Here is a 15173-nt window from a genome sequence, read left to right as displayed (position 1 = left end):
GCGCAGTAACATTGCCCCATCATGATATTAAAATATGACCAATAAAGCGCCCATCGCCCTATATATTCATTGGCCATTTTGCGTATCCAAATGCCCCTATTGCGATTTTAACAGCCATGTTCGCGCGCAGGTGGATATGGCCGCGTGGCAGGCGGCGTTATTATCCGATATGGCGTTTGAGGCCGAATTAAATGGCAATCGGCCATTAAGTTCAATATTTTTTGGTGGCGGCACGCCTTCTTTAATGCCGCCGGAAATTGTTGCCACCTTAATAGAACAGGCGGACAAATATTGGCAATTTACCAATGATATTGAAATCACATTGGAGGCAAACCCCAATTCGGTGGAGGTAGATAATTTTGCCGCATTGGCAGGTGCAGGTGTTAACCGCGTGTCACTTGGCATTCAATCATTACGCACCGATACGTTAAAATTTCTGGGCCGTGCCCATAATGTGAATGAAGCAAAACGCGCGATAGACACCGCACAAAGACATTTCGCGCGGGTCAGCATCGACCTTATCTATGCCCTGCCCGATCAAAAATCGGATGATTGGGCCATAGAATTAAAAGAAGCATTGGCATTTGGCACGGACCATATGTCATTATATCAATTAACCATTGAACCAGGGACAAGGTTCGCCAGCGATTTTCGGCGCGGTATTTTAACCCCCACCCCTGATGATAATGCAGCTGTGCTTTATCATCAAACTTTGGATCAAATGGCGGCGGCAAATATGCCTGTCTATGAAATCAGCAATTTTGCAAAGGCGGGACAGGAATCGCGCCATAATCTGACCTATTGGACCTATGGTGATTATATCGGCATTGGCCCGGGCGCACATGGGCGGCGGCCAAATATCATCCAAAATAAGTCCGTGCATATGGCGACACAGCGACATAAAAAGCCGGAAAATTTCACCTCCGCCATCGCCCGAAATGGGCATGGCATGGAACAGGAAAATATTATCCCGCCAACGGACCAAGGGATAGAGGCTTTGTTAATGGGCCTGCGCCTTTATCGCGGAATGGATATTGGCGCATTGTCCGCGCGGTTGAACCGTTCTGTTGACCAATTGGTTAACCGGCATGAAATTAATAAATTAACCGCGCAAGGATTTGCATCATTCACCGACAATCATTTGACCATCACGGCAAAGGGCATGCCCATGTTGGACCATATATTGGGCAATATTGTGGAAATTGATGAATAATCATTGCGGTGCTATATGCATATAATGAACGACGCACCGCCAAATAATAATCAGCAATGGGCCCAGCGGATTATCGCTGATTATCAACAATTTCTTGCCCTTGATCGCCGCCGTTCGGTGCATACTGTTCGTGCCTATATCATCACGGCGCAACGTTTTTTATCTTTCGTAAAATTTCATTTTGGAGATTTGCAAAATATCACCATGTTGCGCGAATTAAAGTCAACCGACCTACGGGCATATTTGGCCAGCCGCCGCGCAGATGGATTGGCCAATCGTTCCGCGGCAAGGGAGCTTTCGGCTGTGCGTTCTTTTTTGAAATTTGCGTTGGGCGATGATTATATATTGCCCATTTTGAAAAGCCCAAAATCCCCCAAAACAGTGCCGCGTCCCGCCGCGCCCGATGATATTATCGCGCTGGCCACCCATATACGCGATGGTGCAAAATCGCCGTGGATGGGCAAACGCGATTGGGCATTATTGATGATTTTATATGGCGCGGGCCTTCGAATATCAGAGGCATTGGGCATTTATATGGATCAGATTCCCTTGGGTAAGAATCTGCGTATTTTAGGCAAGGGCGGTAAAACCAGATTAGTCCCCATCATCCCCGCCGTGCGCGATGCGGTGGGTGATTATATCGCCCATTGCCCCTATAAATTACATAACAAAGACCCGATTTTCAGGGGAAATAATGGCGGGCCACTCTCCCCCGCCAGCATCCGTAAAGTGGTGCAACATGCGCGGCGCAGCTTAAATTTATCTGACAGTCTAACGCCCCATGCCCTGCGGCATAGCTTTGCCAGCCATTTATTGGCGGGCGGCGCCGATTTGCGCAGCCTTCAGGAACTGCTCGGCCATGCAAGTTTAAGCTCCACCCAAATTTATACCGATGTCGATACTGCCATGTTGCTTGATGTATATAAACATGCCCATCCAAGGGGTTAAGTCTATTTTGTTAAGCTCGATTCCCGCTTTTGCGGGAATGACAAAAATGGGCAGTGCAATAAGTGGATTCCCGCTTTCGCGGGAATGACGATGAGGGGGTGCGGGAATGACGGGAAGGAAAGCGAGGGAATGGCATTAGATTGAAGAAGGAATGACGATGAGGGGGTGCGGGAATGACATGCAATATCTGATATTATTATATAATAATAAGCGTCACACCCCCTATGCGCCGTTATCACCTCACCTCATCGCCGACGATTCACCGTCATCGCCATATATGCACCGTCATCGCCATACATCCCTCAGTCATCGCCATATATGCACCGTCATCGCCATACATCCCTCCGTCATCCTCATGAAAATGGGGATCCAGAAAAACATCATAATTTTTCAAAACCCAATTGTTCAGCCAAATCTTGCCAATTAGGATTTTCTTTTTCAATCAATTCCAATTTCCAAGCGCGATTCCATTTTTTAATCCGCTTTTCCCTTAATATCGCCTGCTCCATCTCATCATGCAATTCATACCACACCAATTTTTTTACATCATATTGCTGAGAAAATCCTGAAAAATCACCGCCGCGATGTTGGTGGATACGCTGCATCAAATTTGATGTTACCCCCGCATATAATGTCCCATTGCGTTTGGAGGCTATGATATATACCGCTGGTTGCTTGATGCTTCTCATTTTTACCTTTTGGAATTGTGCAGATCGAACTAGCTATGCTCATACTAGATTCCCGCTTTCGCGGGAATGACGAAACACCAAAATACAAAAACCAAAAACTATCCCAATTTTTTTTCCACAGCATCCCAAATCATCGCTGGTAAGTCCGTCCCATTAAAATTGGAAATGGCCACAATTCCGGTGGGCGAGGTTACATTTATTTCAGTCAGCCACTTACCACCAATGACATCAATACCTACAAATAAAAGCCCGCGTTTTTTCAATTCTGCGCCCATGGCCGCGCAAATTTCCTGTTCCTTCTCGCTCAGCTCGCTTGCCTCCGCATAACCACCCACGGCAAGGTTGGAACGAAATTCCCCCTCACCTGGTTTACGGTTAATCGCGCCGGCAACTTCACCATCGATTAAAATAATCCGCTTATCCCCCATGCTGACATCGGGAAGGAATTTTTGCACCATATAAGGTTCGGGCCACACCTGCCCAAATAATTCCACCAATGCGCCCAAATTTGCGCCATCCTCACCAATGCGGAACACCGCTTTTCCGCCATTGCCGTGCAGAGGTTTAATAACAATTGCACCATGTTTTGATTGGAATTTTTTGGTTTCCTCCAATGATCGTGTAATCATGGTCGGCGGCATAAATTGCGCAAAATCCAGCACGAACATTTTTTCCGGTGCATCGCGCACCGATTTTGGATCGTTAATCACCAAAGTATCTCCGGCCAGCCGTTCCAACAACCATGTGCCAGTTAAATATCCGATGTCAAATGGCGGATCTTGGCGCATTAAAACCACATCCACATCATCGCGCAGGTCAAGACGCAGCGCATCGCCAAAACGAAAATGATTTCCCTGTTCCTGTTTTAAATCAAAAACCGGATGCGCCATGGCGGTAATTTCATTGCCCTCCCATGTTAAATCACGCACATCATAATGATAAATATCAAAACCGCGTTCCTGTGCGCTTAACATCAACGCAAAACTGCTATCGCCTTTGATATTGATGCTTTCCATCGGGTCCATTTGAACGGCGATACGTAATTTGCTCATTTTCGTAAAAACCTTATTTTAATAATGCCAGATATTTTTAATGTGGTGGGGCAGCCGCCAAGGTGCAACCCATATAACATCAATTTGGATATTTTCGGCATTTTTTGCATATTTGGGTATTAAAAATTGCGCTGCCGCCGCCACCCTTTTCAATTGATATTCACCAATTGCTGTGCCCAATGCCTGTTCATTATCCCTTGCTTTCACCTCAACAAAAATCACGCTTTTTCCGCGCCGTGCAATAATATCCACCTCGCCCTTTGGCGTTTTGGCGCGCATCGTCAATATTTGCCAGCCATGTAGACGCAGCCACCAAGCGGCGATTTTTTCGGCCCGCCGCCCCTTATTCTCTGCCTCTATCCTGCTTAATTTTCGGGCCATATCAGGATGCTTCGGATTTAATCTTGGCGGCCCTAATTTCTGCGGAAAGGTCAAACATGTCCTTTCGCTCCACCCCAAATCTTTTGGAAATTTCGGCAGCGGCTTTTCCGGCGGGCAATCGGTCCAATGCCTCGGCCAATGCGGCGCGGATATCACCCTGCTCTGGCCCTTGTTCATCGGGCGGCCCCACCATTAAAACGATTTCACCCTTGGGCGGATTATTGGCTAAACGCTCTTGAATTTCGCTATAGCTTCCTGAAATAACTTCTTCAAATTTTTTGCTTATTTCACGTGCAATAACAATTTCTCTATTCCCCAATTGGTCATATATATCCGCTATACTGGCCGCCAATCGCGCCCCATTTTCAAAAAATATCAATGTGGCATTAATATTTTTTATATCGGATAATGCGTCACACCGCGCCTTTTTCTTATTGGGTAAAAATCCATAAAAATAAAATCTGTCTGTGGGCAGGCCGCTAATGGTTAAGGCGGCAATTGCGCTGTTCGGGCCGGGCGCCGTGGTCACCATAATATTGGCCGCTCGCGCATCACGCACCAGCTTATATCCTGGATCAGAAATTAACGGCGTTCCTGCATCGCTAATCAAGGCGACAACATGATTTCGGGCAATATTCAAAATATCCTGCCTTACCCTATCATCACTATGATCATGATAAGGCCGCATTTTTTTCTTTAACCCTAAATGATGAAGAAGTTTGCCAGAGACGCGGCTATCCTCTACAGCCACCAAATCGGCATGGCGCAAAATGTAAATTGCTCTTTCTGAAATATCAGAAAGGTTGCCGATTGGGGTCGCGACAATGTAAAGTCCGGCAGAGAGTATTTTTGATTCAAAAGGGTCTATCATGATGAACAGCAATGCCGCAAAGCCACTATTGCCGCAAGTGGAGAACGAAAATAGAAGTTTTTTTCGTGCGGCATTGGATATGATTTCAAATAAATATATGAATATTATACGTAAATTATCAGCTTTAATGTTGATTAGCGCGCTTGCCGCATGTCAATCGGTCATTCCAAAGGGCGGGCAAAATCCCGAAACCACCGCACCTGTTGCAAAGCGCACAACCATTGTATCAAATGATGCCGAACGCCACCGAGTCGCACTGTTATTACCAATAACCGGCCCCGATGGCGATGTTGGCCAAGCAATTGCCAATGCCACTGCACTGGCTTTGCAAGATACAAATGACAAATCGCTTCGCATGACCACTTATGACACAGCTGGCGGGGCAAAACAGGCGGCTGAGCGCGCAATTGCCGATGGCAATCGCTTAATTATCGGGCCACTTCGCGGTGATAATGTTGTTGAGGTTGCGTCAATTTCAAAACCCGCCAATGTTCCCATCATCACATTTTCCAACGATATTGGCGTGGCATCGCATGATATATTTTTATTGGGCCATTTGCCGACCCAATCTGTGGATAGGATTTTGCGATTCGCGCAAAATAGAGGCGCAAAACGCTTTGCCACCATTGCGCCTGCCAATTTATATGGGCAACGTTCAACATCTGCATTTTTACGAACTGTGCGCGATATTGGCGCGGTTGCAGTGACCAGCCAAAGTTATAATGAAGGCACAAATGAATTGGATGCTGCGGTGAAAAAAATTGCATCATCGGGCCAAATTGACGCCATTTTAATTGCCGCCAATGGCGCAGAGGCGGTAAAAATTGCCGATGCATTGCGCGCAAATGGTGTCAAAAACGCCAAATTTCTTGGCACTGATTTATGGAATATCAGTACAAGGATGGCATCAACCAAATCATTATATGGCGCATGGTTTGCCACCGTATCCGACGGGGTTTTTAACGATTATGCCGCCGGATATAAGGCACGTTATGGCACAACCCCTCTGCGCCTGACCAGCCTTGGCTATGACAGTGTTTTATTGACCGTGCGTATTGCACAGGATTGGCCAATATATAGCGAATTTCCCGTTGATCGATTGATAGAACAGGGCGGATTCATTGGAGTGGACGGTGCATTTCGTTTCATGCCCGATGGGTTATCAGAGCGCGCATTGGAGGTGCAGGAAGTACAAAATGGCCAATATGTGACCATTGAGGCTGCACCATCCACCTTTAACCAAAGATAAAATATAAAACCCACGCAAATTTGATGTTTGCGTGGGTCAATAAAATGATGTGAAATTATTGATAATATTATCGGGGGGTTTAGGCGGCCCTGCGCGCCTTTTGCAATTTTTTCAGCACCATTTGGCGTTTTAATCGCGACAAATGGTCAATGAACAAAATGCCCTCTAAATGGTCCATTTCATGCTGCAGGCATGTCGCCATCAGGCCATCTAATTCCTTATCATATTGCTTGCCCGTTAAATCTTGCCAACGGGCGCGGATTTTTGCGGGCCGTTCAACCTCAGCAAATTGGTCTGGCACGGACAGACAGCCCTCCTTATAGGCAGATAAATCTTCAGAAGGGTTCAAAATTTCGGGATTGATGAAAATTTGCGGCTGGCGCAGCGCCTTGCCATCTTCATCCTCACCCTCTTGCAAATCAATCACCAATACACGCAGCGGCACGCCAATTTGAATGGCGGCAAGGCCAATTCCATTCGCTTCATACATGCTGTCAAACATATCTTGCACCAAATTGGCAAGACTGTCGTCAAATTTTTCAACTGGAGTTGAAACGGTTTTTAATCGTGCATCGGGCACTTCTAATATTGGTAATATAGCCATGTCGGTTAAATAGGATTGAACAGGAATAAGGTCAACCAGACTTTATGACTATTATCCCAAATAACAGGGTAAATCCTCCTTAACGGGCGTGGCCCGATAGAATATCTATTCAACCGGTCTGCGCGCGCGCAGCGCCTGTGCCAATGTGCCCTCATCCAAATAATCAAGCTCCCCTCCCACGGGAAGGCCATGGGCAAGCTGTGTCAAGCGAACGGGATATTCTTCCAATCTTTCAATCAGATAATGGGCGGTTGTTTGCCCCTCCAATGTGGCGTTCATCGCCAACACAATTTCGTCAATTCCGCCATTTGCGACACGGGCCAGCAATTTATCAATGCTCAAATCCTCTGGCCGAACGCCGTCCATTGCCGACAAACGCCCGCCAAGAACATGAAATTTGCCCGCAAATAAACGTGAACGGTCGAGTGCCCACATATCGGCCACCTCCTCCACCACGCAAAGCGAGCGATCATCACGGCGCGGGTCGCTGCACACACCGCACGGATTTTTTGTGTCTACATTTGCGCATATATCACAAGCGGTTAAATGCTGCTCCACCACTTCTAATCTTTTGATTAAATTTGGCAATTCAACTTCTCGCCTTTTCACCAAATGCAACACAACACGCCGCGCCGATCGCGGACCAAGGCCGGGTAATTTGGACAATGCCATTGTCAATGCGTCTATTTCTTGCGATGCCATGAACCCTTCACTAAAGACACAGGCAGTATTTTGCCAATAGAAAAGATATGTCATGCGAATTGCATTTATGGGAACGCCGGATTTCGCCATTCCTGCCTTAAATAAATTGGTGGCTGATGGCCATGAAATTGTTGCGGTTTATTCACAGCCCCCCCGCCCCGCCAATCGCGGGAAAAAATTACAAAAAACGCCGGTGCATGTCCGTGCGGATGAACTTGGCCTTGATGTGCGCCATCCATTAAATTTTAAGGATGCGGCCGATATTGCCGATTTTTCGGCGCTAAATCTGGATATGGCGGTGGTCGCCGCCTATGGCCTGATATTGCCGCAATCCCTGCTTGATGCGCCAAAATATGGCTGTATCAATATTCATGGATCATTATTGCCGCGTTGGCGCGGTGCAGCGCCCGTTCAGCGTGCCATTTTGGCAGGCGATGAAAAAAGCGGCGCCGCAATAATGCAGATGGAGGCAGGATTGGACACTGGCCCAGTATTTTTAACCAAAGAAATGAACCTGCGTCATAATGATGGCAGTTGGAAAAATGCAGGGCATATTACCGACGAAATTGCACATTTGGGGGCAGAAGCATTAAGCGACTTCATTGATAATATTGATAATTTAACGGCCATTGCACAGGCCGAAGACGGCGTGACCTATGCGCATAAAATTAAAAAAGAAGAAGCGCTGCTAGATTTCTCTAAACCTGCCGAAATTTTGGCGCGAGAAATCGCCGCCTTTGACCCTGCTCCAGCCAGCTATTTTATTTTGGGGGATGATCGTATCCGCTTATTTAATGCCCATATCATCAACGCATCTGGACAGGCAGGTGAGATATTGGATGCAGATATGACCATCGCATGTGGTGAATTGGCCATTCGCGCTGATTTTGTGCAACGTGCGGGCCGCCCCAAATTATCGCGCAAAGATTTTCTAAATGGCACAAAATTGCCCAAAGGGACGATTTTGTCATGACCAGATTTGCCCTGACCATCGAATTTGATGGCCGCCCCTATATGGGGTGGCAACACCAAAATCATGGCCCATCGGTGCAACAGGCGATTGAAGAAGCAATTGAAGCCGTTACCCAGGAAAAAGTCCGCATCCAAGCGGCTGGCCGCACAGATAGCGGGGTTCACGCATTGGCAATGCGCGCCCATGCCGATATTGAAAAGCCCTTATCCGCCTTTCGATTGGGCGAGGCGATAAATGCAAAATTAAAGGGACATCCCATCGCCATTATTTCCTGTGAACAGGTGGCGGATGATTGGCATGCGCGTTTTTCCTGTATTGGACGCGCCTATATTTACCATATTGTTAATCGCCGTGCGCCATTAACCCTGCAAAGCGGGCGGGCATGGCAAATCGCGCATCCGTTGGACAGCGATGCAATGCATGATGCGGCGCAAATATTATTGGGCCTGCATGACTTTACCACATTTCGTTCAACCATATGCCAATCAAAAAGCCCGATTAAAACATTGGATCAATTGGATGTCGTGCGCAGCGGTGATGATATAAAAATATATGCCGGTGCGCGGTCATTTTTGCATCATCAGGTGCGGTCAATGGTGGGATGTTTGGCGGCGGTCGGATCTGGCCGATGGACAAAGGATGACCTGCAATCCGCGCTGGAGGCAAAGGATAGGCAAAGGCTGGCCATAAATGCCCCGCCCGACGGATTATATTTTGTAAAGGCTATTTATCCCGAATAATGGCAAGCTGTGGGTAAGATCACCCAAATAATCGGACAAGCGATTTTTCCAGCATCACCAATTGCCAAATGGTGCGTCCATGATCGACCATGCCGGAAATATGTTGCTCCACCATTTTGGAAATTTGCGCAGAGTCAAATAAATTAAAATCAGCAAAAATTTTGGAATGGCAAAGCGCCCTTGCCTCATCCGCCAATGGTCCTTTAAACCACTGGCTAATCGGGGTGACAAATCCCATTTTGGGGCGATATAAAATATCCTCTGGCAAATCGCGGCGCATTACATTTTTCATCAACCATTTGCCTTCTTTGCCCCGCACCCGCATATTTTCGGGCAATCGCGCGGCAAATTCAACTATCCTATGGTCCAATAAAGGCTCTCTTGCCTCTAAACTAACTGCCATGCTCATCCGGTCCACCTTGGTCAAAATATCGCCGGGCATCCACATTTTCAAATCGGCATATTGGGCGCGGTCCAACCCGCTTTGCGCCGGGGCATTCACCATCAAATCATGCATAAATGTTTCGGCGCGATACCCCGATAATGTAGCTGACATTTGGGCAGAATAAAGCAAATGCCGCGCATCATATCCCGTCACGCCCACGGCATTTGTATATGCCTCTTCCCCGCTAATCGCCAAACCGGCAAAGCTGCTTTTCGCGCGCAGGAAACGCGGCGCCCAATCCGCCTTTGGATAATATTTGGCCAATGGTCCAAAAATATTTGAACGGAAATTTTGCGGTAAAATGCTACGCACTTTTTCTTCATGATGGAAAAAAACCTGCCGCCTATATCCCGCCAAAGCCTCATCCGCGCCATCACCGGACAGCGCGACTTTTACCGATTTTACTGCCAATGCACTTACTTGATAGGTTGGCAAAGCCGACGCATCGGCAAAGGGTTCGTCAAAATGATCGGCCAATATGTCAATTAAATCATATTGATTGCTGTCCACAATTTGGCGGTGATGATCGGTAGCAAATCTTTTTGCAATAATGTCGGCATAATTGCTTTCATCCAATGATTTTTCATCAAATCCAATCGAACAACTTGTCACTGGCCTATTGGTCAATGACGCCATCATTGCGACCACTGCTGAGCTATCCACCCCGCCCGACAGAAAAGCACCAATGGGAACATCGGCGACCATGCGCGATGCCACCCCTTGTTTCATTAAACGGTATAATTCCTCGCCCAGCTCCGCCGCGCTGCCCTTTTCACGATTGCTAAAATCAATATCCCACCATTTTTGTGGGCTTGGCATGGGCTGCCCGCATGATAATGTTAAAAAATGTCCGGCGGGCAGTTTTTGCACGCCCTGCAATATACATTGATGGTCGGGCACATATCCAAATGCCATATAGCTATCCACCGCATGATGATCCAATTTCCGGCGCAGCGCGGGATGTGCCAATAATGCTTTTAATTCCGAACCAAAAATAACACTACCGTCGGAGATTTCTGCATAATATAGCGGCTTTACGCCAAATCGGTCACGCACCAAGTGCATTTGATTTTGCGCGGCATCATAAATGGCAAAGGCAAACATGCCATTTAATTTAGACAAGCAATCCGTACCCCATTGCCGCCATGCATGCAAAATAACCTCTGTATCGCCGCTGGTGGTAAAAACATGGCCCAATTTTATCAATTCGGCGCGGATTTCCTGATAATTATAAATTTCGCCATTAAAACAAATGGCCCATTTTTCATCATGCGCCACCATGGGCTGTGGGCTGCCCTCTACATCAATGATGGAAAGCCGCCTATGGCCCAATCCAATGCCCGGCGCGGTCCAAATGCCGCTGCCGTCCGGCCCTCGATGTATCATGCTGTCTGCCATGCGCCGCACCCTTGACGGGTCCACTGGCTTTGCAGTTTGTAAATGGAAAATACCTGTTATCGCACACATATTGCCATCCTTATCCTGTGCCAGCCATTTGCATAGCCAATTTATCAATAGGTCCAAGCGCCTTTACAAATTTTTGCAATATAAGTTTATTATCCCTGCCGGCTTTTTCCTCAACCGAAATGATAATCGCCACCGCCTGTTCATTGCCCGCAAATAACCGTGCCTTCATGGTCGCCAGCTTTATCTGCAATATATTGCCAGATGTCACGCCATTGACATGGTAAAATGTGATAATCTGCCGCGCACTCGGCCAGTCGGCGGATTGTGATATAATCCGCTCTGCCTTTGCATCAAATGGATATGATGGCGTGCCAACCCATGACCATATGCTGTTTTCACCAATTGCGCCTTGACCAAAAGCAATTAATTCCCTGTCCTCGGCCTGTTTATCATAAACAATGATGGTCAAATCGGCTACATTGCCCTTTTCATCCACATATCGCCCGTCCAAACGGTGCGATGGTGCATGGTAAATGGGCGACCATGGCTGTTCCATTGCCGCATTACTGCGCGTCCATCCGATAATTTCTGGCAATATTATGGTGGCGGGGGTCTCAGACATCCTTTGCCCAGAAAAATATGACCATGAAATTGGCGTCATTAAAATAATGGAAGTTAAAATTGCACCTGTTATGGGCGATAATTTTGGCCAATGAAGATAGGCCGCATATTTTGCCACACGTCCATGATTGACCAGTGGGTCATCAACTTTGCGGTCAAAAAATTTCCAACTTACCGCCATTAAAATTCCAATGATAATGGCAAAAAACACCCATCCAAAAATCAAATGATCCATGCCGGTGGCTGCCTCTGCCCCCCAATATTTGGCGATGATAATCGTGCCCCATGCCCGCACACCATTGGCCAGAATTGAGATGATAATCGCGGCCACCATAAATGCCGCGCGGCGAAACCAGCTGAAAAAACATAAATTGCCAACCAATGCGCCATAGGCAATCATCGCGACCAAAAATTTAACACCCGAACAAGCCTCTGCCACGCGGAATAGGCCAAATGTTGTGCTGATATATATGCCGTCCAAATGCGCGGGAATGCCGAATAAATTTAACAAAAACATGCAAATATCGGCGGTGATAATTTGTAATGGCCCAACAAATTCCTCCCCAAAGGGAAGCAGGAAAAATGCGTAAAAAATTGGAAAACTTAATGCAAGGCCGCGCTCTACCCCCCATGCCAAAATAACCGCGCCTTGAAACATCATAATGACCGATAATTGCCGCGCAATGGCCAAATCCGCCGCATCACCAATTAACCATATTGCGCCTGCCAAGGTTATATATGGCAATGAAATCCAACCAAATTTTGGGGATATTTTTGCCAAATCATCGCGCCGTTGATGATATAACCAAGCCAAAATAGGCAATAATAATAAACAATGATTAAAGGTAGAACTGTTCCACCATATGCCAAACATATCGGTAATATCTGGGAAGAATAACACCGATATAATGATGAACAGGCCGATTAAAATATGATGATGGCGGGCGGCAGTCATTATTTATTCCATATCATCCGGCTGCATAAATTGGTCCAGCACGCCAAGCTGCGGCGACCAATCATATGTTGCAATGACATGCGCCCGCGCCGCACTGCCAATTTCTTCGCGCATTTGGGCATTTTGCAATAATTTTATTGCCAAATCGGCTTCATCCTCGCGCCGTTTCGCCACCATAAAATGCTCACCATTTTGCGCGTCTATACCCTCTGCGGCCAGTGCGGAACATAAAACCGCCTTGCCCATGGCCATTGCCTCCAACACCTTATTTTGTACACCCCTTGCGGTGCGCAATGGGGCAACAATAATGTCCGCCTTGGCAAGCCAGCTGCGAATATCATCTACCGCGCCGATAACTTCCACACCATCAATTTTGGACAGCGCCCTTACATCTTCAGTGGGCGCGCGGCCCACAATGGCAAATTGCGTATTGGGGATTTGTTCACGAATTTTGGGCAGCATATTTTGTGCAAAATCGCATACAGCCTCTACATTGGGCCGATAATCCATTTGGCCAGTAAACACCATATATGGCGATTCATTTTTGTCCAAATGGGGATAATTTGATTCAGGGTCAAAAAATATATGGTCTATCCCATTGCCCATTGCCATGACATTTGCGCCTTTTCCGGATAATTGCCCCCGAAATAGCGCCGCCTCGGCCTCGCTAACCAGAAAATTCACCTTTGCTTGCGCGGCTATCTTTGCTTCAAATGTGCCAAGTTTTTTTGCCTCCCGCGAATAAATATGGCGCATGACAAGATTGCCTTCTTGGGCATAGCTGGCAAATTTCGCGCTATCCACATCGACAAAATCCATGATGATGGGCGGATGGGCATCGGACAAATTTATAAATTGGGCCATTTGACCTGAAAATATAAAAATATATTTTATATCATTGCCTTGCATGCAGTTGTTAATCCATTTTTGCATCTTATTCGATGCAAAGCTGGTCAATGAAATCGGTTTATTGAACAAAATCGCCTCTGCAGCGCTGCGCCATGCCGGCTTATCCCGAAATTCCAAATAATGTGATGAAAGCTGCGAACTAACTTCTTCAAAATATTGTTCATCATCACGATCATCATAAAAACTGGCCAAATGAACATTGCCAATTTGGCGCAATTTATGCAAAATATGATATGACCTTATTTTATCGCCGCGATTTGGCGGCCATGGAATGCGATGGCATATGAATAAAATATCGCCAGTCATCCAAGTCCCTTTGCAATAAATGGCCCAATAAAATTCGCCACGGGCATAGGTAATTTCTTCCAATATTTTACCATTAGGGCATATTTACCACTATTCGGGTTTACATCACGCTTTGCCCTTATATCCGCCAATTTGGTCGCATATGTTAATGGCAGCGGGTCAAATCCCCAATTTTTCTTAAATGCATATGCGCCTGAATCGACCTTTGATCGGCCAAAATCAAAAATTGAACATCCCCGATTGCGGGCATGGTTCATTAATGCAAAATACATCATGTCATTGGCACGCAACCCCCGCGCGGCATATATTCCCCCGCCCCAATATGGCATAACCGCGCCATTATGGTAAAAACTCAATACTGATGCAACGGGCATCTCATCATGATATACTGTTAAAATATCGCAATCATCGCCAAATAAATCCGCCATTTTCACAAATAGTTTTTGGGGAAAAACCGGCGTTCCTAAATTACGAACCGATTGTGCATAAATGGTATAATGTTCCTGCACCATTTTGGCGTCATTGCCAATTTTCACGTTTAAATTATTTTTCAGCGCCTTTCGCACTTCGGCACGTTGTTTACGCGGAATGGCCAATAATTCGGCCTCCTCATTGGCCATTATCGGCCGCGAAAATCCGGCATGCTTATCCTTATCCAAAACCCAATCGTCACGGACCACTATGTCTTTGGGGAAAATACCGCCGCGAAACTCCATTGATAGACAGCCCAATTTTTGGACCAATGCCCATGCAGCATCGGCAATTTCACCCGCAACAATATCATCATTTGCCAATATGCCCCCATCCACGCCAAATGCCGATGCCACCATGGCAGATCCGAATAATGGCGATGAAACATGGTTCATGCATAATGCGCCCAAAATTTCCTCACCCAATTGCGCGACCAAAATATAGGCCCTATGTCCGCAGCTTTGTTCAACAGCCACAGCCCATTTGGGGCGATGAAATGGCCCGCTATTTGGTTTGGACATAATAAATTGGTCAATTTTTGCGATAATGGCTTCATCTGAAATATCGGCAATATTGACAGAAATTTTCATCGCCACATTTTTTAACGGTGTAAAAGAGGCCATATTATTTGTCATAT

15 protein-coding genes are annotated in these 15173 nt (G+C 46.6%); 5 read left to right on the top strand and 10 right to left on the bottom strand.

The genetic code is table 11. The features are described from left to right. Positions 1 to 34 precede the first annotated feature (34 nt). Together hemW and LPB140_RS06350 are read left to right on the top strand one after the other, a co-directional pair. Positions 35 to 1213 (top strand): radical SAM family heme chaperone HemW, encoded by a 1179-nt coding sequence (gene hemW, locus LPB140_RS06355; RefSeq protein ID WP_072559119.1) that lies wholly within the window; start codon positions 35 to 37, stop codon positions 1211 to 1213. Positions 1214 to 1237: 24 nt separating this feature from the next. Continuing rightward, positions 1238 to 2161, top strand: coding sequence for a tyrosine recombinase XerC (locus tag LPB140_RS06350; protein WP_072560559.1), 924 nt, complete (start codon positions 1238 to 1240; stop codon positions 2159 to 2161). 380 nt (positions 2162 to 2541) lie between these two features. Here LPB140_RS06350 and LPB140_RS06345 read toward each other — a convergent pair whose 3' ends face one another. The 4 genes from LPB140_RS06345 to rsmI form a co-directional block, all read right to left on the bottom strand. Next, the gene (locus LPB140_RS06345) at positions 2542 to 2850 is read right to left on the bottom strand and encodes a GIY-YIG nuclease family protein (protein WP_072559118.1); all 309 of its coding nucleotides are present in this window, start codon (positions 2848 to 2850) and stop codon (positions 2542 to 2544) included. A gap of 98 nt (positions 2851 to 2948) precedes the next feature. After that, positions 2949 to 3902, bottom strand: coding sequence for a glutathione synthase (gshB, locus tag LPB140_RS06340; protein ID WP_072559117.1), 954 nt, complete (start codon positions 3900 to 3902; stop codon positions 2949 to 2951). Positions 3903 to 3920: 18 nt separating this feature from the next. Further along, positions 3921 to 4283, bottom strand: a complete 363-nt coding sequence (locus tag LPB140_RS06335; protein ID WP_072559116.1) for a YraN family protein — start codon at positions 4281 to 4283, stop codon at positions 3921 to 3923. Between the two features lies 1 nt (position 4284). Then, positions 4285 to 5154, bottom strand: a complete 870-nt coding sequence (gene rsmI / locus LPB140_RS06330) for a 16S rRNA (cytidine(1402)-2'-O)-methyltransferase (RefSeq protein ID WP_072559115.1) — start codon at positions 5152 to 5154, stop codon at positions 4285 to 4287. Here rsmI and LPB140_RS06325 point away from each other — a divergent pair. Then, positions 5153 to 6403, top strand: a complete 1251-nt coding sequence (locus LPB140_RS06325; protein ID WP_083550103.1) for a penicillin-binding protein activator — start codon at positions 5153 to 5155, stop codon at positions 6401 to 6403. The genes rsmI and LPB140_RS06325 overlap by 2 nt on opposite strands. A gap of 79 nt (positions 6404 to 6482) precedes the next feature. Here the strand turns inward: LPB140_RS06325 and def are convergent, their stop codons facing one another. Both def and recR read right to left on the bottom strand, forming a co-directional pair. Then, positions 6483 to 7007, bottom strand: a complete 525-nt coding sequence (gene def / locus LPB140_RS06320; RefSeq protein ID WP_072559114.1) for a peptide deformylase — start codon at positions 7005 to 7007, stop codon at positions 6483 to 6485. 105 nt (positions 7008 to 7112) lie between these two features. Continuing rightward, positions 7113 to 7709 (bottom strand): recombination mediator RecR, encoded by a 597-nt coding sequence (gene recR / locus LPB140_RS06315; protein WP_072560554.1) that lies wholly within the window; start codon positions 7707 to 7709, stop codon positions 7113 to 7115. 52 nt (positions 7710 to 7761) lie between these two features. Here recR and fmt point away from each other — a divergent pair, with 52 nt between their 5' ends. Both fmt and truA read left to right on the top strand, forming a co-directional pair. Continuing rightward, a complete protein-coding gene (gene fmt / locus LPB140_RS06310; protein WP_072559113.1) occupies positions 7762 to 8682 on the top strand; it encodes a methionyl-tRNA formyltransferase in 921 nt (306 codons plus the stop codon). Next, positions 8679 to 9422 carry a tRNA pseudouridine(38-40) synthase TruA gene (gene truA, locus LPB140_RS06305; protein WP_072559112.1) on the top strand — a complete coding sequence of 248 codons (744 nt, stop codon included), beginning with the start codon at positions 8679 to 8681 and terminating at the stop codon, positions 9420 to 9422. The genes fmt and truA overlap by 4 nt, the downstream gene beginning before the upstream one ends. Before the next feature lie 19 nt (positions 9423 to 9441). Here the strand turns inward: truA and LPB140_RS06300 are convergent, their stop codons facing one another. From LPB140_RS06300 to LPB140_RS06285, 4 genes are read right to left on the bottom strand one after another with little or no spacing between them, the layout of a single operon-like run. Continuing rightward, positions 9442 to 11334 carry an XrtA/PEP-CTERM system amidotransferase gene (locus LPB140_RS06300; protein ID WP_072560552.1) on the bottom strand — a complete coding sequence of 631 codons (1893 nt, stop codon included), beginning with the start codon at positions 11332 to 11334 and terminating at the stop codon, positions 9442 to 9444. 10 nt (positions 11335 to 11344) lie between these two features. After that, positions 11345 to 12850: an exosortase A gene (gene xrtA / locus LPB140_RS06295; protein ID WP_072559111.1), complete on the bottom strand. Its 1506-nt coding sequence runs from the start codon at positions 12848 to 12850 to the stop codon at positions 11345 to 11347. A 3-nt stretch (positions 12851 to 12853) separates the two neighbouring features. Next, on the bottom strand, positions 12854 to 14065 hold the full coding sequence (locus LPB140_RS06290) for a TIGR03087 family PEP-CTERM/XrtA system glycosyltransferase (RefSeq protein ID WP_072559110.1): 1212 nt from the start codon (positions 14063 to 14065) through the stop codon (positions 12854 to 12856). After that, the gene (locus LPB140_RS06285) at positions 14062 to 15171 is read right to left on the bottom strand and encodes a FemAB family XrtA/PEP-CTERM system-associated protein (RefSeq protein ID WP_232223370.1); all 1110 of its coding nucleotides are present in this window, start codon (positions 15169 to 15171) and stop codon (positions 14062 to 14064) included. Before LPB140_RS06285 ends, LPB140_RS06290 begins: the two co-directional genes overlap by 4 nt. Positions 15172 to 15173: the final 2 nt, after the last annotated feature.

Origin of the sequence: Sphingorhabdus lutea (assembly GCF_001889025.1) — a bacterium.
Taxonomy (GTDB): Bacteria; Pseudomonadota; Alphaproteobacteria; order Sphingomonadales; family Sphingomonadaceae; genus Sphingorhabdus_B; species Sphingorhabdus_B lutea.
This window is presented reverse-complemented; position numbering and strand designations above follow the sequence as displayed.